Annotated in this window: 14 protein-coding genes and 1 other RNA gene; 6 read left to right on the top strand and 9 right to left on the bottom strand. The window is 71.9% G+C overall.

The features are described from left to right. The 3 genes from yicI to ACZ49J_RS33165 all read left to right on the top strand — a co-directional run bounded on the left by yicI (position 1) and on the right by ACZ49J_RS33165 (position 3,639). Positions 1-2,253 carry an alpha-xylosidase gene (yicI, locus tag ACZ49J_RS33175; protein WP_467450314.1) on the top strand — a complete coding sequence of 751 codons (2,253 nt, stop codon included), beginning with the start codon at positions 1-3 and terminating at the stop codon, positions 2,251-2,253. Then, complete coding sequence (locus ACZ49J_RS33170; protein WP_467450312.1) at positions 2,253-3,263, top strand: LacI family DNA-binding transcriptional regulator; 1,011 nt, start codon at positions 2,253-2,255, stop codon at positions 3,261-3,263. Before yicI ends, ACZ49J_RS33170 begins: the two co-directional genes overlap by 1 nt. Positions 3,264-3,504: 241 nt before the next feature. Beyond that, positions 3,505-3,639: a hypothetical protein gene (locus tag ACZ49J_RS33165; protein ID WP_467450310.1), complete on the top strand. Its 135-nt coding sequence runs from the start codon at positions 3,505-3,507 to the stop codon at positions 3,637-3,639. A gap of 231 nt (positions 3,640-3,870) precedes the next feature. On the opposite strand, the gene ssrA is transcribed toward ACZ49J_RS33165, so the two are convergent. The 5 genes from ssrA to ftsE form a co-directional block, all read right to left on the bottom strand. Next, positions 3,871-4,274: a transfer-messenger RNA gene (ssrA, locus tag ACZ49J_RS33160) on the bottom strand. Between the two features lie 114 nt (positions 4,275-4,388). After that, positions 4,389-4,928, bottom strand: coding sequence for an SsrA-binding protein SmpB (smpB, locus tag ACZ49J_RS33155; RefSeq protein WP_467450625.1), 540 nt, complete (start codon positions 4,926-4,928; stop codon positions 4,389-4,391). An 84-nt stretch (positions 4,929-5,012) separates the two neighbouring features. Further along, positions 5,013-6,179, bottom strand: a complete 1,167-nt coding sequence (locus ACZ49J_RS33150) for a S41 family peptidase (protein WP_467450308.1) — start codon at positions 6,177-6,179, stop codon at positions 5,013-5,015. 68 nt (positions 6,180-6,247) lie between these two features. Beyond that, positions 6,248-7,165, bottom strand: coding sequence for a permease-like cell division protein FtsX (gene ftsX, locus ACZ49J_RS33145; protein ID WP_467450306.1), 918 nt, complete (start codon positions 7,163-7,165; stop codon positions 6,248-6,250). A gap of 34 nt (positions 7,166-7,199) precedes the next feature. Next, positions 7,200-7,889, bottom strand: a complete 690-nt coding sequence (ftsE, locus tag ACZ49J_RS33140; RefSeq protein WP_467450304.1) for a cell division ATP-binding protein FtsE — start codon at positions 7,887-7,889, stop codon at positions 7,200-7,202. A gap of 480 nt (positions 7,890-8,369) precedes the next feature. On the opposite strand from ftsE, the gene ACZ49J_RS33135 reads away from it, so the two are divergent. After that, positions 8,370-8,561, top strand: a complete 192-nt coding sequence (locus tag ACZ49J_RS33135; protein WP_467450303.1) for a hypothetical protein — start codon at positions 8,370-8,372, stop codon at positions 8,559-8,561. 104 nt (positions 8,562-8,665) lie between these two features. On the opposite strand, the gene ACZ49J_RS33130 is transcribed toward ACZ49J_RS33135, so the two are convergent. The 4 genes from ACZ49J_RS33130 to ACZ49J_RS33115 all read right to left on the bottom strand — a co-directional run bounded on the left by ACZ49J_RS33130 (position 8,666) and on the right by ACZ49J_RS33115 (position 14,291). After that, complete coding sequence (locus ACZ49J_RS33130) at positions 8,666-9,301, bottom strand: LPXTG cell wall anchor domain-containing protein (RefSeq protein ID WP_467450302.1); 636 nt, start codon at positions 9,299-9,301, stop codon at positions 8,666-8,668. A gap of 318 nt (positions 9,302-9,619) precedes the next feature. Then, positions 9,620-10,726 (bottom strand): peptide chain release factor 2, encoded by a 1,107-nt coding sequence (prfB, locus tag ACZ49J_RS33125; RefSeq protein ID WP_467450300.1) that lies wholly within the window; start codon positions 10,724-10,726, stop codon positions 9,620-9,622. 358 nt (positions 10,727-11,084) lie between these two features. Continuing rightward, positions 11,085-12,314: a serine/threonine-protein kinase gene (locus tag ACZ49J_RS33120; protein ID WP_467450299.1), complete on the bottom strand. Its 1,230-nt coding sequence runs from the start codon at positions 12,312-12,314 to the stop codon at positions 11,085-11,087. Between the two features lie 240 nt (positions 12,315-12,554). Further along, positions 12,555-14,291, bottom strand: coding sequence for a serine/threonine-protein kinase (locus ACZ49J_RS33115; protein ID WP_467450298.1), 1,737 nt, complete (start codon positions 14,289-14,291; stop codon positions 12,555-12,557). A gap of 527 nt (positions 14,292-14,818) precedes the next feature. On the opposite strand from ACZ49J_RS33115, the gene ACZ49J_RS33110 reads away from it, so the two are divergent. Both ACZ49J_RS33110 and ACZ49J_RS33105 read left to right on the top strand, forming a co-directional pair. Continuing rightward, positions 14,819-18,697 (top strand): FHA domain-containing protein, encoded by a 3,879-nt coding sequence (locus ACZ49J_RS33110; protein WP_467450296.1) that lies wholly within the window; start codon positions 14,819-14,821, stop codon positions 18,695-18,697. Between the two features lie 231 nt (positions 18,698-18,928). After that, positions 18,929-20,353, top strand: a complete 1,425-nt coding sequence (locus ACZ49J_RS33105) for an ABC transporter substrate-binding protein (protein ID WP_467450294.1) — start codon at positions 18,929-18,931, stop codon at positions 20,351-20,353. Positions 20,354-20,355: the final 2 nt, after the last annotated feature.

The following is a 20,355-nucleotide window of genomic DNA, read 5'->3' as shown; positions in this document are numbered from 1 at the left end:
ATGAAGTTCACCGACGGCTACTGGCTGCTGCGCGAGGGCGTCACCGCGGCCCATCCGTGCCAGGTCCTCGACATCACGGAGGGGCCGGGCGGCACGCTGGAGCTCCACGCGCCGACCCAGCCCGTCCGCCACCGCGGCGACCTGCTGAAGGGACCGGTCGTGACGATCAGCGCGCACGCGCCGATGCCCGACGTCATCGGCGTCACGTTCACGCACTTCGAGGGCGAGGAGCCCCGCGGCCCCCACTTCGAGGTCAGCGGTACGGAGGGCGGGGCGCAGACCTCGTACGACGACGACCACGCGACCCTCACCGCGGGCGCGCTCTCCGTCCGGGTCGCCCGGGGCGGCGCCTGGCAGGTCGACTTCCTCGCGCACGGTCGCGTCCTCACCACCAGCGGCAACAAGGCCATGGGCATCCTGCGCGACGCGACGGGCGCCCACTACCTGCGCGAGCAGCTGAACCTGGGCGTCGGCACATCGGTGTACGGGCTCGGCGAACGGTTCGGGCCGCTCGTCAAGAACGGCCAGGTCGTCGACATCTGGAACGCCGACGGCGGCACGGCGACCGAACAGGCGTACAAGAACGTGCCGTTCTACCTGACCGACGCGGGCTACGGCGTCTTCGTCGACCATCCCGGCAAGGTCTCCTTCGAGGTGGGCTCGGAGGCGGTGTCCCGGGTCCAGTTCAGCGTGGAGAGCCAGCAGCTCACGTACTACGTCATCTACGGGCCGGCCCCGAAGGAGATCCTGCGCAAGTACACCGCGCTCACCGGCCGCCCGGCGCTCCCGCCCGCCTGGTCGTTCGGCCTGTGGCTGTCGACGTCCTTCACCACCTCCTACGACGAGGAGACGGTGACCTCCTTCATCGAGGGCATGCGGGAGCGCGAACTCCCCCTCTCCGTCTTCCACTTCGACTGCTTCTGGATGCGCGAGTTCAACTGGTGCGACTTCCGGTGGGACCCACGGGTGTTCCCGGACCCGGAGGGCATGCTGGCCCGGCTCAAGGCGAGGGGCCTGCGGGTCTGTGTGTGGATCAACCCGTACATCGCCCAGCGGTCGCCCCTCTTCGCGGAGGGCAAGGCCCTCGGTCACCTGCTGCGCAGGCCCGACGGCGGCGTCTGGCAGTGGGACCTGTGGCAGCCCGGCATGGCACTCGTCGACTTCACGAGCCCCGCGGCCCGCGACTGGTACGCCTCGAAACTGGAGGCGCTGCTCGCGCAGGGAGTCGACTGCTTCAAGACGGACTTCGGCGAGCGCGTGCCGCTCGACGTGGCGTACGCGGACGGCTCCGACCCGGAGCGGATGCACAACTACTACACCTACCTCTACAACCGCACCGTCTTCGACGTGCTGCGCAAGCACCGCGGCGAGGAGGAGGCCGTCGTCTTCGCCCGCTCGGCGACGGCCGGCAGCCAGCGCTTTCCCGTGCACTGGGGCGGGGACTGCGAGTCGACGTACGAGGCGATGGCCGAGTCGCTGCGGGGTGGCCTGTCGCTGGGGCTGTCGGGCTTCGGGTTCTGGAGTCACGACATCGGCGGCTTCGAGGGCACCCCGACCCCGGCTCTCTTCAAACGGTGGATCGCCTTCGGGCTGCTGTCCTCGCACAGCCGGCTGCACGGCTCGTCGTCGTACCGCGTGCCGTGGCTGTTCGACGACGAGTCCGTGGACGTGCTGCGCGAGTTCACAAGGCTGAAGCTCCGCCTCATGCCCTACCTGTACGAGGCCGCGCGCACCGCGCACACCGAAGGCGTGCCGATGATGCGGGCGATGGTGCTGGAGTTCCCCGACGACCCCGGGTGCGCGCATCTGGAACGGCAGTACATGCTCGGCCCCGATCTGCTGGTCGCGCCCGTGTTCAGCGACGAGGGGGACGTCTCGTACTACGTGCCCGAGGGCACCTGGACGCACTTCCTGAGCGGACGCACGGTGACCGGTCCCCGCTGGGTGCGCGAGCGCCACGGCTTTCTGAGCGTGCCGCTGCTGGTCCGCCCGGGCGCGGTGATCCCGGTGGGCGCGGTGGACGACCGGCCCGACTACGCGTACGCCGACGGGGTCACCCTGCGCGCGTACGGGCTGGAGCGCGGGGCCCAGGTGACGGTGCCCGTCGGGGACGTGACGTTCACCGTGGTCCGCGAGGGCGACACCCTGCGGGCGTCTTGCGGTGACCCAACGGTGCCGTGGGGACTGGCCGCGGGCGGACGCGAGGTACGGGCAGAGGCGGGAAGCGGGTTCCTGACAGTGGAGCTGGGCTGATGGTGAAGATCACTGATGTGGCACGGCACGCCGGGGTCTCCCCCAGCACCGTCTCGTACGCGCTGAGCGGCAAGCGCCCGATCTCGGCGGAGACCCGGCAGCGCGTCGAGGAGTCCATCCGTCTGCTGGGCTACCGTCCGCACGCGGGCGCGCGGGCGCTGGCCAGCAGCAGATCGAACGTGCTGGCGCTGGTGGTGCCGCTGCGGGCCGGGATCCACGTGCCGGTGGTGATGCAGTTCGCGGTGTCGGTGGTGACCACCGCCCGCGCGCACGACCACGACGTGCTGCTGCTGACGCAGGAGGAGGGCGAGGACGGTCTGCGGCGGGTCGCGGACACGGCCGCGGCGGACGCGCTGATTGTCATGGACATTCAGCTCCACGACCCCAGACTGCCCCTGCTGCGCACCCTGGACAGACCCTCGGTCCTGATCGGTTTCCCCGCCGAGTCCGCCGGGCTGACCTGTATCGACCTCGACTTCAAGGCAGCGGGTGAGGTGTGCGTGGAGCATCTGGTGCGCCTCGGCCACCGCGTGGTCGCCCTGGTCGGGTCGCCGCCGGAGGTGTACGCGCGCGAGACCGGGTTCGCCCAGCGCGTGGCCCAGGGCTTCACGGCCGCCGCCGCCCGGCACGGACTGTCGTCCTCGGTGCACCCGTGCGAGGCGACCCCCGCCGCGGCCCGCACGGTCGCCGAGCAACTGCTGCGCGAACGGCCCGCGCTGACCGGGGTCGTCGTGCACAACGAGGCGATCCTGGAACCCCTGATCGACGCCTTCGAGGACCTCGGGCTACGTGTCCCCACCGACCTCTCGGTCACCGCCATCTGCCCCGCCGACCTGGCCGCCCGCACCCGCCTCCCGGTCACGTCCGTGGACGTGCCGTCGGCGGAGGTGGGCGCGGGGGCGGTGGAGCTGCTGATGAGGAAGCTGGGCGGCGCGGGGGTGCCGGAGGCGACGCTGCTGGCGCCTCGGCTGACGGAGAGGGCCAGTACGGGGCGTCGCTCGCTCGCGTGATGAGGAGCTGGAGTGTGGTGCCATGGCGGGGGCTGTGTGCTGTACTTGGCCGCGAGGAGGGCGCCGCACTGGGCCGGTGATGCATCACCCAGGCGGAGGCCCGAGCTCAACAGGAGCGTGTCGGATGTCCCCAGGCCCTGTGGGGGTATCCGGCTAGCTGCTGAGCCACCAGAGAAGGTGGGCCCCCGCATCGGAGAGGCAAACTCCGAACGAGGGCCCCGGCTCAACAGGAGCCAGTCGGATGTCCCCAGACCGTTTGGGGATATCCGGCTACCTGGTGAGCCACCAGAGCAGCCACCTCCTCGCATACTTCGCAGCCCTCTCCGGCATGAGCCGGATCAGCCGGATGACGAAAGTCGGCTTCTGCTCCTCGTGACTGCCCATGTAGGGGCGTCCTCCCTTCGACGTGAGGCGGCCAGTCACGGTCCCGGGACCGCTCTCGTCGGGCCGGGCCCCGACGAGAAGGGGCCCGGAGTGAAGGGAGGACGCACCCGTCCGGTGCGTCACGCAGCGAGCCTAGACACGACGAAGGCCCCGCTGCTCAAGAGCAGCGAGGCCTTCACTCGCATGGGTGGGAGTGGTCCGTCTGGGTGACAGGACCTCCCGATCGTGGAGATGGCGGGAATCGAACCCGCGTCCAACGGTGCGGAATCAGGGCTTCTCCGTGTGCAGTTCGCTGTGATTTTCTCGGCCCCGGCGATCACGCGAACAAGTCGCCGACGGGCCCAGTCACTGTTTGGTTTCCCTCTTCACCCCGTGACCGGGATCGAGGTTTAGTCCCCTAGCTGATGCCAGGATCCGGGTCGGGAACAGCCCCGGGCTGACACTCCCTTAAGTAAGGGGCAGTTGCCTAGCTACCTGATCAGGCAGCGAGGGCGAACTGCGTCGCCTTGGGAGAATCGCTCTTGATAGTGGCGATTATTTTTTTCGGCCTGTGGTTTACGAGATCATGGCCGCTTCCTCGACACGCTTCCCCTGCTTCGACAGCCGCTGTCGAAACCGATCATCCCCATGTGGTTTTTTCAAGGTGCGCACCCACGGTGAGGTGCTTGTGCCATCGTACGGGATCAACGCGGGCGGGTGCCAGCGTATTCCCGCCGACCGGGTCAGGGCAGACCCTGAGCCCTAGCCGCGCTGCTTCCGGCGCGCCGCCGCGATGGCCCGGTCCGACTCCCGCCGGTCCTGCTTCTCGCGCAGGGTCTGGCGCTTGTCGTACTCCTTCTTGCCTCGCGCGAGCGCGATCTCGGCCTTGGCCCGGCCGTCCTTGAAGTACACGGCGAGGGGCACGATCGTGTGGCCCGTCTCCTGCGCCTTGGACTCCAGCTTGTCGATCTCCTCACGGTGCAGCAGCAGCTTGCGCTTGCGCCGCGCGGAGTGGTTGGTCCAGCTGCCCTGGCTGTACTCGGGGATGTGGGCGTTGTGCAACCACGCCTCGCCGCCGTCGATCTGGACGAAGCCGTCGGCCAGCGAGGTCCGCCCCTGACGCAGCGACTTCACCTCGGTGCCGGTGAGCACGATGCCGGCCTCGTAGGTGTCGATGATCGCGTAGTCGTGGCGGGCCTTCTTGTTCTGCGCGACGATCTTGCGCTTGCCGCCCTTCTCGCCGTCCTTGGCCTTGGCGGCCGCCCCGCCCTTCTTGGGCTGGGCCTCCTTGGGTACGTACATTCCCTTGCTCATAGTGCCGTCCATTTTCGCACTACGGAGGGGGCGTACGGGAAGCGCATTTACCGGGGCGGCGAAGGGGGCGGGCTACTGCCCCAGCCCGCTCAGTACCGTCTCCGCCCGCTCCAGGGCGCCCTCGTCGGCCTCCAGGTCGGGGGTGATGCCGCGGCCGTCGACACCGCGGCCGGAGGGGGTGCGGTAGTGGCCGACGGTCAGTTCGGCGACGGAGCCGTCGGGGAGGCGGCTCGGCATCTGGACCGAGCCCTTGCCGAAGGTGCGGGAGCCGACGACGACCGCGCGCCCGCGGTCCTGAAGGGCCCCGGTGAGGAGCTCGGCCGCGCTCATCGTGCCCCCGTCGACGAGCGCGACCAGCGGTCTCGTGGTGTCGCCGCCGGGGTCGGCGTGCAGGGCGCGCTGGGAGCCGTTGACGTCGTACGTGGCGACCAGGCCGCCGTCGAGGAAGGCGGAGGCGGTGGTGACGGCCTCGGTGACCAGTCCGCCGGAGTTGCCGCGCAGGTCGAGAATGATCCGGGAGTCGGCGGGCGCCCGGTCGAGGGCGGTGCGTACGTGGTCGCCCGAGCCCTTGGTGAAGGCGGCGACCTTGATGACGGTGACCTCGTCGGTGAGCCTGCGCACGGTCACCGGGTCCGTGGAGAGGCGGGCCCGGCGCAGGGTCTCGCTCCACACGCGCTCGCCGCGCTGCAGACCCAGGGAGACCGTGGTGCCGGCGGGGGCGTCCTCGGCGTCGCCGCGCAGTAAGGAGAGCACCTCGGTGACGGGCCGGCCGTCGACGCTCTCACCGTCGACGCTGCGCAGCCGGTCGCCTTTGCGGATGCCGGCCCGGGCGGCCGGCGAGTCGTCCCGGACGCGGGTGATCTCGATGCGGCCGTCGGTCCCGCGGCGGGCCCACAGCCCGACACCGGTGTACGCCCCGTCGAGGGCCTCCTCGAACTCCTCGTACTCGCCCTCGGAGTACACCGCGCCCCAGCGGTCCCCACTGCGGCTGACGGCGCGCTCGGCGGCCTCCACGGGAGACTGGCCCGCGGCCATGGCCTGGGCCGCGGCCTCGGCGACGTACTGGCGGTGGCCCTGGAGCGTGGAACGGGAGGTGGCGGCCGACTCGCGGTCCGGGCTGCCCGGCTCGCCGAACGAGCCGGTCGCGGCGCCCGTCGCGAGGACACTCGCGAAGACGAATGTCAGAGCCGCCCCACGGCGGAGGCGGCGGGGCCGACAGAACGGGTCGTGGCCTGACATGCCGGTGAGTCTAGGACAACACAAAAGGGCCGTACGGCTGCTCGACCGAACGACCCTCTTGGCATGCGTCACACCTTCAGGTACTTGCGCAACGCGAAGAACGCCGCCAACGCGGGCATCAGGAAGCTCGCCGCGAGGATGAGCGGCAGCTTGGTCAGCACCGCGTCCCAGCCGACGAAGTTGATGAGTTGGAGCTTCTCCGACAGGGCCACGCCGTTGTCGATCACGAAGTACTGCCCGAGCACGAGGAACGCGCACGCGATGGTGCCGCCGATGAGCCCGGCGACCGCGGCCTCCATGATGAACGGCGCCTGGATGTAGAACCCGGAGGCGCCCACCAGCCGCATGATTCCCGTCTCACGACGACGACTGAACGCCGAGACACGCACCGTGTTGACGATCAGCAGCAGCGCCACGACCAGCATGACGAACATCACGCCGCGCGCCGCCCAGTTGAGGTACCCGAGCAAGGTGAACAGATTATCCAGGATGCCCTTTTGGTCCTGAACGGACTGCACGCCGGCCCGGCCGTTGAAGGCGCTCGCGATGACCTGGTACTTCTCCGGGTCCTTCAACTTGATGCGGTACGACTCCTGCATCTGGTCCGGCGTGAGGCTGCTGGCCAGCGGGGAGTCGCCGAACTGCTCCTTGTAGTGCTTGTAGGCCGCGTCCTGCGACTCGTACAGCACCTTGTCGACGACCGGCATCTTGTCCAGATCGGCCTTGATCTGGTCCTTCTGCTCCGTCGTGACGGCGCCCCTGGCGCAGTTGGGATCGGACTCCGCGTCGCTCTTGTTGCAGAGGAAGATCGAGACGTTGACCTTGTCGTACCAGTAGCCCTTCATCTGGTTGACCTGGTCGCTCATCAGGAGCGAGCCGCCGAACAGGGCCAGCGAGAGGCCGACGGAGACGATGACCGCGAAGGTCATCGTCAGGTTGCGGCGGAGACCTACACCGATCTCCGAGAGAACGAACTGCGCGCGCATGGCGTCTTCTTCGGGCCTTTCCGTGGACGGGGGGTCAGTGCTGGTAGCCGTAGACGCCGCGCGCCTGGTCGCGGACGAGGAGGCCCTTCTCCAGCTCGATGACGCGCTTGCGCATCTGGTCCACGATGTTCTGGTCGTGGGTCGCCATCACCACGGTCGTGCCGGTCCGGTTGATCCGGTCGAGCAGCTTCATGATGCCGACGGAGGTCTGCGGGTCGAGGTTGCCGGTCGGCTCGTCGGCGATCAGCAGCTTGGGTCTGTTGACGAAGGCCCGCGCGATGGCCACACGCTGCTGCTCACCACCGGACAGCTCACCGGGCATGCGGTCCTCCTTGCCGCCGAGCCCGACGAGGTCGAGCACCTGCGGCACGGACTTGCGGATCTCGCCGCGCGACTTGCCGATGACCTCCTGCGCGAACGCGACGTTCTCACCGACCGTCTTGTTCGGCAGCAGCCGGAAGTCCTGGAACACGGTCCCCAGCTGGCGGCGCATCTGCGGCACCTTCCAGTTGGACAGCCGGGCGAGGTCCTTGCCCAGGACGTGCACCTGGCCGTGGCTGGCCCGCTCCTCGCGGAGGATCAGCCGCAGGAAGGTGGACTTTCCGGAGCCGGAGGACCCCACGAGGAACACGAACTCGCCCTTCTCGACCTCCAGGGAGACATCCCTGAGGGCGGGGCGGGTCTGCTTGGGGTAGACCTTGGAGACATTGTCGAATCGGATCACGGATGCACCACGGGTCGCCGGGGGTAGATGAGCGTGACCATACGCGAACCGGGTACGGGAGTGCAGTCGCCGGTAGGGGTTACGTGGGGGATGTGTGTTTTGTGCGGGGCACGGGGGCGCGGCCCCCGCAAGGGGCGCGGGGCTCTGTCGATATGCGGCTCCGCCGCGTGGGCGCGAGCAACCACGACGAGCCCGCAGTCGCGAAACAATCCAAACCACCCCGCTCGGAGCGCCTCGCCCAAGCCCCGGCAGGGGGGCGAGGCCCTGTCGATATGCGGCTCCGCCGCGCGGGCGCGAGCAACCACAACAGACCTCCAGCCGCGAAACAACCCAAACCCTCCCCAACTCGGAGCGCACCGGCCAGGCCCCGCAGGGACCCCGCGCTCTTTCCGGAGGAACCTGGCACAGTGGAGGGGGAACGGTTGCGTTCCCGGAAACGTTGGGTAGACGAACGCGTGGCGTGCGAGGAGGGCGAGGCGCATGACGTACGACCGGTTGGTGTGCGCGAACTGCGCGGCGCCCGTGAGTGAGGGCCGCTGCCCCGTCTGCCGGGCGAGCCGTGAGCGGCTGCAGCAGGAGAGTCCGTTCGCGGGGCTGAACCCGATGACGCTGATCGCCCTGCTCGCCGTACTGATCGCGGCGGTGGCACTGCTGGCGCACCAGACGGTGTAGGGCGCCGGAGGGCACGAGAGAGGCACAGGAGCACAGGAAAGGGCCCGGAGCGACTCGCTCCGGGCCCTTTCCTGCGCGTACTGCGGTGCGGCTAGCCGTCAGGCTCAGGCCGCGGCGCCGCCGCGGCCGCCCACCAGGCGGGGCAGCAGACGGAAGCCGATACCGCCGGCGATCATCGTGGCGGCTCCGACCAGCAGGAACGTGGTCTCGGCGGCACCCGTCTCGGCGAGCTCGTCGCCGGTGCCCTGGGCCTGGGCCTGGCCCTGGGCCGAGGTGCTGGTGCCGGTGGAGGTGTCCGTGCCGGTGTCGGTCAGGGAGGAGGAGCCCTCCTCCTGGGCCACGGCGTCGTTGCCGCTGCCGCCGTCGGGGTCGGTGTTGTTGCCGCCCCCGTTGTCGCCGTTCCCGTTCCCGTTGCCGTTGTCGCTGCCGTTGCCCGGGTTGTCGGGCTGCGGCTCGGCCTCCTCGGGGGGCTCGACCGGGTCACCGGCCGGCGGCTCCTCCGCCTCCGGCGGGGCGTCCGGGAGGCCGATGCCGTCATCCGGGTTCCCGGGCTCCTCGCCGCCCGGGTTCTCGGGGTCACCCGGGTTGTCCGGAGCCGGGCTCTCGGTGCACAGCAGGCCGAGCAGGCAGTTGTCCGACTCCGCGGCGGATGCGGCACCCGCGGCGGTCAGGGAGGCGCCGGCGGCGATCACGGCACCTGCGGCCACCCGCGCCAGGCGGATCCGCGTCTTCCTGGTCATGTGTTTGCTACCCCCAGTAGCTCATCGTCGATAGAGCAGCGCTCGGGGCGACGGCGTCAGGGGCAGCTCGCTCACTCAGTCCCCCGCGTCACATGCGCCCCGGAGATACGCATGCCACGCTTCACCCTTCCCAGTTTTCACAGCAACGTCAAGGTCGTTGCGCGCGCAATGTCCGCTTCACCATCGTTTGGCCTCGGACAGGTGGTGTGAGTGTGACGTAAAACCCCGACATCCCGCACATACGACGGCAACTGCCGCCCGTGAGGCGGCAGTTGCCTTGTCGATAAAACGCCCCGCGTGACGGAGGCGCGTGCGGCGCTACTTCTCCTGCTGCTTGCGCCAGCGAATGCCGGCCTCCAGGAAGCCGTCGATCTCACCGTTGAACACGGCTTCCGGGTTGCCGACTTCGTGCTCCGTGCGCAGGTCCTTGACCATCTGGTACGGGTGCAGGACGTACGAACGCATCTGGTTGCCCCAGGAGTTGCCGCCGTCGCCCTTCAGGGCGTCCATCTTGGCCTGCTCCTCCTGCCGGCGCCGCTCCAGCAGCTTGGCCTGCAGCACGTTCATGGCCGTGGCCTTGTTCTGGATCTGCGACCGCTCGTTCTGACAGGAGACGACGATGCCGGTGGGGATGTGCGTGATCCGCACGGCGGAGTCGGTGGTGTTGACGCCCTGCCCGCCGGGCCCGGAGGACCGGTAGACGTCGATGCGCAGCTCGCTCTCGTCGATCTCGACGTGGTCGGACTGCTCGACGACGGGAAGGACCTCGACTCCCGCGAAGGAGGTCTGCCTGCGCCCCTGGTTGTCGAACGGGGAGATGCGGACGAGCCGGTGGGTCCCCTGCTCGACGGACAACGTCCCGTACGCGTACGGCACCTGCACGGCGAAGGTGGTGGACTTGATGCCCGCCTCCTCCGCGTACGACGTCTCGTAGACCTCGGTCTTGTAGCCGTGCTGCTCGGCCCAGCGCAGGTACATCCGCTGGAGCTTCTCGGCGAAGTCGGCGGCGTCGACGCCGCCCGCCTCGGCGCGGATGTTGACGAGCGCCTCGCGGGCGTCGTACTCCCCGCTGAGCAGCGTCCGGACCTCCATCTCGTCCAGCGCCTTCCTGACGAGTGCGAGCTCTGCCTCGGCCTCGGCGCGGGTGTCCGGGTCGTCCTCCTCCTCGGCCATCTCGAAGAGGACACCGAGGTCGTCGATGCGACCGCGGAGAGCCTCGGCCTTCCGCACCTCCGCCTGGAGGTGGCTCAGCCTGCTGGTGATCTTCTGCGCCTCTTCGGGGTTGTCCCACAGGGACGGCGCGGCCGCCTGCTCCTCGAGCACGGCGATGTCTGCCCTCAGCTTGTCGAGGTCCAGGACGGCCTCGATCGACTCCATGGTCGAGGAGAGGGACTTGAGCTCTTCGGATACATCGACGACTGCCACGCCTCCCAGCGTAACGGCTGTGGCAACCGACCCGACCCGGGCGCCTGCGGCTGGGCGGACTTGTTTCCTCGCCCCCGCCGCCCCCACCCGTTCCATCCCTGGGGGCTGCGCCCCCAGACTCCCGCGTATCGGCCTTCGGCCTCGTCTTCAAACGCCGGACGGGCTGGAAACCCAGCCCCTCCGGCGTTTGAGGAGCGGGGGTCCGGGGGCCGGCCCCCGAAACGGGGTCCGGGGCGGAGCCCCGAAAGGACGGGGGTCCAGGGGGCGCAGCCCCCTTGGCGGGGTCGAAGGGGCAGCGCCCCTGGGGATGGGACGGGTAGGGGCGGCGGGGGCGGAACAACCCCGGCCCACCCACCCGTCACGGAGACGCAGGCGTCGAGTTCTCCGTGTCCGTGGGCGCGCCCCCCGAGTCGTCGCCGGACGTGGCGGCCCAGGTCCCCACCCCCACGACGGCGACCAGCACCACCGCCGCCGCACCGAGCGTGATCCGCCGCCGCCGGGTCTGGGCCCGGTGACGGGCCGACCCCGGTCGCGGAGCCCCGGCCGCCCGAGGCGCACGAGCCGTTCCCCGCGCACCCCCGGCCAGCTCGTCCGGTCCGGGCACGCGCATCGACGTGTGGGTGTCCCGGTTCGAGTCGGGCTTGGCCCCCGGCACCAGGGGTACGGCCCCCCGCCGCACCCGCTCGCGGGGCGCGGCCGGCTCCGTCTCCTCCTCGTACTCCTCCGGCTCCGCGTCCGGTTCGTCCACGTCCAGCGGCGGCATCCCGGCCAGGGACGGCAACTGTTCCCGCAACCGAGCGCCCAGCTCCGAGGCCCGCAGCCGCGAGGCCGGCGCCTTGGCCAGGCACTGCACGAGCAGTTGCCACAGCTCCTCCGGGATGCCGGGGAGGGGGACCACGGTCTCCGTGACGTGCCGGCGCAGTACCGCCCCGGGGTGCCCGCCGCCGAACGGCGTGAAGCCCGCCAGCAGCTCGTACAGCACCGTCGCCAGCGCGTAGATGTCGACGGCGGCCCGGGGCGGCAGGCCCTCCACGATCTCCGGGGCCAGGTAGTCCGGCGTGCCGATGATCTTCGTGGCGCGCGTACGACGCGGGGAGTCGATCAGCTTCGCGACACCGAAGTCCGTGAGGAGGGCCGGGTGCGCGCCGCCCGGGCCCAGCGGGCCCTGCATGTCCAGCAGCACGTTCTCCGGCTTCACGTCGCGGTGCACGACCCCGGCCGCGTGGGCCGCCGCCAGCCCGTCCGCGATGTCGGCCACTATCGCGACGGCCGCCGCGGGTGCCATCCGCCGCTCGCGGTCGAGGCGGGTGCGCAGGTCCGTGCCGCGGACCAGGTCCATGACGAGCGCCAGGTCGTTGCCGTCCACCACGAGGTCCCGTACGGACACCACGTTCGGGTGGTCGAGACCCAGCAGCGCCGTGCGCTCCTGGACGAAGCGCCCCACGAGCTCCTGGTCGGAGGCGAGGTCCTCGCGCAGCAGCTTGATGGCGACGGGCCCCTCCGGCCCCTCACCCAGCCACACCGTGCCGGCGCTGCCCCGCCCCAGAATCTGGTTCGCGGTGTACCGGCTCCCGATCTTCCGTGCCAAGACTGCTCCTACGGACGCGTGTTGTCGCTAAAACTACGCGTCCGACGAGCCAACCTTCACCGCGGAGACGGAAATCACCCGTCAGATGTCGACAAATCACCAACCTCGGCGACGCATCGCGGGCGCACGAAACCACGTAGGAGACGAACATGAGGTACGAGACGAACCGGAAGCCAAAGCCAAAGCCGGAGCCGGAGCCGGAGCATGCGGCGGCAGCGGGCAGCGGGAGCGTGCGGCGGGCTACTGGCCCGCGGGCTTCTCGCCCGTGCCCGAGGAGTTCTCGCCCAGTTTCTCGATCCATCCGGTGATGTCGCCGACCCAGGTCGAGAGCTGCTCCCAGTAGCCCTTGGTCGTCCCGATCCACCCCTGGAGCGGGCTGAACTCCCAGACCAGCCAGCCCGCCACGAACAGGATGACGATCGTGAAGAGGCATCCCTTGAGGCAGCCGAGCCCGGGGATGCGCATCGGGTTGGCGCTGCGCTGTCGCGGCTGCCGGGGCTCACGAGGCTCGCGCTGCGGGCGCGGCGCGGGCCTCTGGGGCTGCTGCTGCGGAGGAGGCGGCGCGTACCGCTGCGGCTGGGGCGGCGGGGGTGCCTGCCGCTGGGGCTGCCGCTGGGGCTGCTGCTGCGGGTAGCCGTAGTCCTGCCCGGGCGGCGGCGCTTGCGGACGCCGGCCCTGCGGTGGCTGCTGGGGCGGTCGCGCGACCTGCCGCTGGGGGCGGCGGCGCAGCGGGTCCTCGCTCGGGTCGAGGTACTGCACCTGCGTCTGCTCGTTGCGGTCGCGGGCCGCGCGGAGCTGATTCTGCCAGGGGTGCGGGTCCTCGGGTCCGCCGCCCTGCCCCGGCTGGCCGGGCTGGTTCGGCGGCATCGACGGCATGACGGCCGTCGGGTCGGCGGCGCCGCGGTTCGGGAGGACGGCCGTGGGGTCGGCCGCGCCCGCCGGGCCCGAGGTGTGCTGCATCACGCTGGTCGCCGCGTTCGGGTCGTACGTGCCCGCGTTGTGCGGCAGGACCTGGGTGGGGTCGGCCGAGCCGAACGGTGCGGGCGTGCCCGGTACGGGAGCGGGGGCCGGGTCCGGGGCGAGGAGGGCGCCCACGCCCTCGGCGGCGGCGATCTGCGCGGCGTTCGCGTGGACGCCGATGCCCTCGGCGACGACCCGCAGCCCGCGCGCGAGGCTCTCGGCGCTGGGCCGCTCCTCCGGGCTCTTGCGCAGGCAGCGCTCGATGACCGTCCACAGCGGGTCCGGGACGGTGGACGGGCGGCGCGGCTCGGCGCTGAGGTGCTGGTGCAGCACTTCGAGCGCGGAGCCGCCGCCGAACGGCGGACGCCCGGTGACCAGCTCGTACATCATGATCCCGGCGCCGTAGATGTCGACGGCGGACGTCTGGGGACGGCCCTCGGCGCCCTCGGGGGCGACGTACGCGGGCGTGCCGACGAACTCGCTGGTCCTGGTCAGACCCGGGGAGTCGGCGAGGCGCGCGATGCCGAAGTCGGTCAGCATCGGGTGCATCTGACCGCCCTCCTGCTTCAGCAGGACGTTCGCGGGCTTCAGGTCGCGGTGGACCACACCGTCGGCGTGGCTGGCGGCGAGCGCGTCGGCGATCTGGGCGGTGAGCAGGGCGGCGGCGACGGGCGAGAACGGGCCGTTCTCACGCAGGTAGCGGTGCAGGTCCGGGCCGTCGACGAGGTCCATGACCAGCGCCAGCAGATCACCCTCGACGACGAGGTCCCGCACCCGCACGATGTTCGGGTGCGTGAGGCGGAGCAGCACGGAGCGCTCCCGCAGGAACCGCATCACGATGTCCGCGTCGCCCGCGAGCTCCTCCTTGAGGACCTTGATCGCCACGGTCTCCCCGGGGTGGCCCGGGACGGCCGCCTCGGCCCCCGCGGTCTCCCGCTGGCGGGCGCGCCAGACTGTGCCTGTGGCGCCGCGTCCCAGCGGCTCCTCCAGGAGGTACTTGCTCCCTACCGGCCGCACGTCATGGGCTCCCTGTTGCTTGCTTGCCTGGTCGGTGTCGCTTGTCTGCTGGTGATTCCACCGGTCCTGCCGGGGATTCGGGTGTTCCGCCCCACTGTAGTGCCGCCGTCCGGCGAACCGGGGTGTCGTGGCTCTGTGCTCTGCCGCACGCACCTGCTCGGACGACGGTGCGCGCGCCGCCTGCGAGTACGTACGCCTTCCCCAGCGCGTTCGACGGCATTCCCGTACGTGTTCGACAGAAAGACGCTCTCCGGCGGGCCGTTGGTTGCCACCGGGCGAACGTGACCGATCTCAAGCGGGCACCGAGCGGGCATCCGCTGTCCACTGGTCAGGCACTTTTGCGGGCAGAGCCGACCAATCAAGATCACTTGCCCCTCGAAGGCGGGCACGTTGTCAGTGGCAGGTGCGAGGATGCCTTCAGTACTGGCCGATGTGCCCGTGTGGGGTGGGGGAAGTCTGCGGTGGGGACCGCGCAGGCTCGTCCGTCCCCGCCGCGGGTGCCCGCGCGGAAGGGACCGCTGACGGCGATGCAGATCCGGCTGACCGTCGTAGACCCGCTGGGGCCGTCCTCGGAGCCGCGGGGACGTGCCACGGCCTGCGATGTGCTGGTGACGGCACCGGCGGGGACCGCGCTGGCGGCGGTGGCGTCCGGTCTCGCGTCGGCGGCCGGCGGGGACGGGGGCTCCTCCTCCGCCCAGCCGGAGCGCGGCCGGGACCACGGCGGCGGGACCGTCGTGCTGTACGCGGGCGCGGAGCGGCTGGACACCCAGCGCTGCACGCTGGGCGAGCCCCCGTTGGTCGACGGCGCCGTGCTGTCCCTGGGCGCCCCGGAGCCCGGACCCGAGGTGGACGAGTCGGCGCCCCGGCTGCACGTGGTGGCGGGCCCGGACGCGGGCGGCGTCCACTTCCTGCACGGCGGCAGGATCCGGATCGGCCGCTCCGCCGACGCGGACGTCCCTCTCGACGACCCGGACGTCTCCCGCCTGCACTGCGCGGTGACGGTCGCCGAGGACGGCCGCGTCTCGGTCACCGACCTCGGCTCCACGAACGGCACGACGCTCGACGGCGCCCGTGTGGGCGACCGCCCGGTGCGCCTCACTCCGGGCGCGCTGCTGCGCATCGGCGAGTCGGCCCTGCGGCTGACGCCGCCCGGCGGCATCGGTGCCTGCTCCGGGGCGCCGGGGACGGCGCCCGACGGGGAAGGGCACGTGCGGGTGATCAGCGGCGGCGCGGCCGGCGGTGGCAGCGGGCCGGTGGTCCCGGGGCAGGGCGGGGCGCCCCGGATCGAGAGCAGCGCTCGTGGTGGGGGCGGCGCGGCGGGGACCGGCCAGGGCACCACGCCCGCGGACCGCTCCACGCCCCCCGGAGCCGCCCGTTCGACGACTCAGGGAGGTCCGCGGTCCCCGGAGGGCGTGGCCTCCCCGGAAGGGCGGGCGTCCACCGGGCGCGCGACGGTTCCCGGCAGCCCGGCGGCCCTGGGCAGCTCCACCCCGGTGAGCGGTACGGCGTCTCAGGGCGGTACGGCGGCCCCCGGCACCCGGCCCCCGGTCCGGCCCGACGACGTCCCCGGGCCGGGCGGCACCCGAAAGGGCACCCCCGTGCGAGGTACGGACCTGCCGCGGGAGCCCCGCAAGCGCGGCGGCCTCTCGGCCTGGGCCCGCCGGCTGGCCGGCGGACGCGGCGACCAGACGGGCGAGGGGACCGACCCGTACGAGACGGACGAGGACGACTTTTCCGAGGAGCCCCCCGCCGCGGTGACGCAGGCCCCGGAGAAGTGGCCGGACCCCGCCGCGCTGCTGCTCACGGCGCTCGGCCCGGGCCCCCGGCTGTGGGAGCGGGGTCCGGAGCACCCGGAGGCGCTGACGGTCCGGCTGGGCACGGCCGACCGGGCGGCGCCCGACGGCTCGGGACTGCTGCCCGCGGTGCCGGTGACCGCCGGGTTGCGCGAGGTCGGCGCACTGGGACTCGCCGGGCCACGCGCGCGGCTGCTGGGCCTGGCCCGAGCGGTAGTGGCACAGCTCGCCGCGCTGCACTCGCCCGACGCCCTGGAGCTGGTCCTGATCAGCGCGGACCGCTCCCGCCCCGCCGACGAGCGCACGGCCGACTGGTCCTGGCTCGGCTGGCTCCCCCACGTCCGCCCGGGGCACGGCCAGGACTGCCGCCTGCTCCTGGCGTACGACCGCGACCAGGCCACCGCGCGCACCGACGAGCTGTTGCGCCGCCTGGAGGACCACCTGGCGGACACGGGAGCACACGGGGTCGATGCGGCGGGCGCGCGCGGCACGACCGGCCCGAACGGCGCGTACAGCGGAAACGGCACGTACGGCGGAAACGGCTCGTACAGCCCGTACGGCGCGACGGGCATCGGCGACCCGGGCGGCGAGAGTGACGACGCCCCCGGCAGGCGCCCGGTGCGCCGGCCCTCCTGGGCGCGGGACGACGACCCGGCGGACGCCGGCTTCCCCGGGCCGTACACGGTGGTGATCGTGGACGGCGACCCGGGCGGAGCCGACGTACGGAAGGCCGTCGCGAGGCTGGCGGTGCGGGGACCGGTGGCGGGCATCCACGTCGTGTGCCTCGCCGAGACGGAGGCCGCGTCGCCCGCGTCGCCGGTGTCGGAGACGTACGAGGCCGCGTGCGGGGTGTCGCCCGCGTTCCGCGAGTGCGGGGCCGTCGCCCTGCTGAGCGGGGACGTCGCCACGGCGCTGCGGCTGATGCGGGTCGCTCCGGCCCGTTCCGCAGCGCACACGGCGGGAGAGCCCGCGCGGCAGGCACACCCCGAGCCCCCGCAGCACCACGCGCGCGTGTCCGACCCCGCCCACACGCCCACACGCGCCACCGACCACACACCGTCGGCCATGGCGAGCCGTGCCCCCACCGAGCACGGGAGCCGCACCCACCTCAACCTGATGGGCCACCTGCCCGCCGACACCGCCGACGCCAGGCGCCCGGACCCGGCCGAGCGCCCCCCTGCGGCCACCGGCACCCGTCACCCCGCCGGTGGTCCCTCTCCCTCCGGCCCCATATCCCCCGGCACCGTGGCCGCGGTCGACGCGGTCTCGGCGGCGTGGGCCGAGCGGTTCGCGCGGGCGCTGGCGCCGTTGCGGTCGGACGGCGCCCTCTCGGAGCGGCACCCGCGCGTGTCGGCGCCGTTGCCCCAGTCGGCGCGGCTGCTGGACGAGTTGGGGCTGGCGCGGGCCACTCCGGCGTCCCTGATGGCGCGTTGGGCCGACGCGGCCGACGACGCGCAGACGGTCGGCGGGCGGGCCTGGGCCGTGCTCGGCGCCGGTCCGCGCGGGCCCGTGTGCGCGGACCTCGCCGCCGATGGCCCCCACCTGCTGATCGAGGGCCCGTCCGGCAGCGGCCGCACGGAGCTGCTGCGCTCCATCGCCGCCTCGCTGGCCGCCGCCGAGCGCCCCGACCGGCTCGGCATCGCCCTCGTGGACGGACGGGACAGCAGCGGCAGCGGCCACGGCCCCCGCCCGGGTGACGGGCTGGGCGTGTGCACCGACCTCCCGCACGTCGGCACGTATCTGGCGGCCCACGACCCGGTCCGTATGCGGGAGTTCGCGCAGTCCCTGAGCGCCGAGCTCAAACGCCGTGCGGAGCTGCTCGGCCGTCTCGACTTCATGGCGTGGCACACCCAGCGGGGAGCGTCGGGCCGCGTGGTCGCCCAGCGCTCGGCGAAGGGCACGGCGACGGCGAGCGCGCCGGAGGCGCCGTCCACCGGCCCGTCCGGCGTCTCCCCCGGTGCCGGTGCCTCGTCCGGTGCCGACGACCTGGACACACCTCCCAGTTCCACTCTGCGACTGCGCCCGCCCGCGTCCCGTGAGCGCACCGACCCCGGTCCGCCGCTCGCCCGCCTGGTGGTGATCGTGGACGACCTCGACGCGCTGCTGTCGCCGCCGCTCGGTTCGCCGGGCCGCCCCGCGGCCGGTTCCGTCATGAGGGCCCTGGAGGCCGTGGCCCGCGAGGGTGCCCGCCTCGGTGTGCACCTGGTCGCCACCACCTCCGGCGGCACCCGTACGGCGGAGACCGACCTCGCCCGCGCGGCCACACTCCACGTCACCCTGGAGGCACCCTCGCAGGGCCCGGACGAACCGGCACCGGGACGCGGCAGACTGACGATCCGGGACAACGGACACCCCGGCCACCCCTCCCCTGGTCACCCAGCCCCCGACCGCGCCACGCCCTTCCAGGCCGGCCGGGTCACGGGCCGCATTCCCCGCACGGCCACGCTCCGCCCCACGGTCGTCCCCCTGGACTGGACCCGCATGGGCGACCCCCCGACCCGCCGCCCGGTCCGCGAGCTGGGCAACGGCCCGACGGACCTGGCCCTCCTGGCCAGCGCCCTGGAGCGCGCGGCCCGCGAGGTCTCGGCGACGGAGGTGCCTTCACTGCTGTAACGGCCGCGAGCGACGTTTCCGTGACCGGCTGATCCACCATCGCTCGGCTGCGGGGGACAGGCTGCACACCACGTCCGTGATCGACGCACCCCGCCTGATTCCACGTCACGAGGCGGTTACGATCACCGACTTGACTCGGCAGGCGCTCTTGCCGCCCCCAGTGACCCGGCGTAGACCAGTGCCACGGGACAGCGCTCGGACGTTCGACGAAGAACGAAGAACGGGGCAGTGATGCGCAGCACTCTTCGGACACGTAAGTCGCTCAAGCACACGCCACCACACAGGAAACCCGGAAGACCCGGAGCCGCCAAGGCCGTTGCCGCCCTCGCGGCGGGCGTTCTCGCCCTCTCCCTCACCGCGTGCGGCGGTGACGACGACGGAGGCGGCAAGGACGGCGGCGGCACGGGCAACGACAGCGACAGCAAGGTCACCGTCCAACTGCCCAAGCTGGACGGTCAGAAGCTCGAGGTCGCGGCGGTCTGGACGGGCCCGGAGCAGGAGAACTTCACCAAGGTCCTGGACGAGTTCGAGAAGCGCACGGGAGCCACGGTCACCTTCGTGCCGACGGGCAACAACACCTCCACGTTCCTCGGTACCAAGATCGAGGGCGGCAAGCCGCCGGACGTCGCGTTCCTGCCCCAGGTCGGCGTGCTGCACCAGTTCGCCGAGAAGGGCTGGGTCAAGCCGCTGGGCAGCGCGGCCCAGGAGCAGCTGGAGAAGAACTTCTCGAAGGGCTGGGTGGACCTCGGGGCGTACAAGGGCAAGCAGTACGGGGCGTATGTGAAGGCCGCGAACAAGTCGCTGGTCTGGTACAACACCCAGGCGTTCGAGGCGGCGGGGATCACCGAGACCCCCAAGACCTGGGACGAGTTCCTGCAGACGGCGCAGACGCTGTCCGACGCGGGCTCTCCCGCGGTGTCCATCGGCGGCGCGGACGGCTGGACGCTCACCGACTGGTTCGAGAACGTCTACCTCTCGCAGGCGGGACCGGAGAAGTACGACCAGCTGGCCCAGCACAAGATCAAGTGGACGGACCCCTCGGTGAAGGATGCCCTGACCACGCTGGGCGAGCTGTGGGGCAAGGACGAACTGATCGCGGGCGGCCGCAAGGGCGCGCTGGGGACGGAGTTCCCGAAGTCGGTCATCCAGACGTTCTCCGGTGACACCCCGGCCGGGATGGTCTTCGAGGGTGACTTCGTGACCGCGAACATCAACGCCGACACCAAGGCGAAGGTGGGCACGGACGCCAAGGTGTTCCCGTTCCCGGCGGTCGGCTCCGACTCCCCCGTGGTCAGCGGCGGCGACGCGGCGGTGGCGCTGAAGGACAGCAAGGGCGCGCAGGCCCTGCTGACGTTCCTGGCGTCGACGGACGCGGCGGAGATCTGGGCGGCGCAGGGCGGTTTTCTCTCCCCCAACAAGGAGATGGACCAGGGGGCCTACAAGGACGACGTCACCCGTGACATCGCCAAGGCGCTGCTCGCGGCGGGCGACGACTTCCGCTTCGACATGTCCGACCAGGCTCCGGCGGCGTTCGGCGGCACCCAGGGTGTCGGCGAGTGGAAGGACCTGCAGGACTTCCTGCGCAACCCCAAGGACGTGGCGGGCGCCCAGCGCAAGCTGGAGGCGGACGCGGCCAAGGCCTACGGGAACGGCTGACA

Source organism: Streptomyces sp. NPDC030840, from assembly GCF_055572015.1.
This window is presented reverse-complemented; position numbering and strand designations above follow the sequence as displayed.

Bases quoted from the DNA above. Each gene is read 5' to 3' on its own strand.
- yicI (WP_467450314.1), top strand. From the start codon at position 1: ATGAAGTTCACCGACGGCTACTGGCTGCTGCGCGAGGGCGTCACCGCG.
- ACZ49J_RS33170 (WP_467450312.1), top strand. From the start codon at position 2,253: ATGGTGAAGATCACTGATGTGGCACGGCACGCCGGGGTCTCCCCCAGC.
- ACZ49J_RS33165 (WP_467450310.1), top strand. From the start codon at position 3,505: ATGTCCCCAGACCGTTTGGGGATATCCGGCTACCTGGTGAGCCACCAG.
- smpB (WP_467450625.1), bottom strand. From the start codon at position 4,928: ATGTACGTACCCAAGGAGGCCCAGCCCAAGAAGGGCGGGGCGGCCGCC.
- ACZ49J_RS33150 (WP_467450308.1), bottom strand. From the start codon at position 6,179: ATGTCAGGCCACGACCCGTTCTGTCGGCCCCGCCGCCTCCGCCGTGGG.
- ftsX (WP_467450306.1), bottom strand. From the start codon at position 7,165: ATGCGCGCGCAGTTCGTTCTCTCGGAGATCGGTGTAGGTCTCCGCCGC.
- ACZ49J_RS33135 (WP_467450303.1), top strand. From the start codon at position 8,370: ATGACGTACGACCGGTTGGTGTGCGCGAACTGCGCGGCGCCCGTGAGT.
- ACZ49J_RS33130 (WP_467450302.1), bottom strand. From the start codon at position 9,301: ATGACCAGGAAGACGCGGATCCGCCTGGCGCGGGTGGCCGCAGGTGCC.
- ACZ49J_RS33110 (WP_467450296.1), top strand. From the start codon at position 14,819: ATGCAGATCCGGCTGACCGTCGTAGACCCGCTGGGGCCGTCCTCGGAG.
- ACZ49J_RS33105 (WP_467450294.1), top strand. From the start codon at position 18,929: ATGCGCAGCACTCTTCGGACACGTAAGTCGCTCAAGCACACGCCACCA.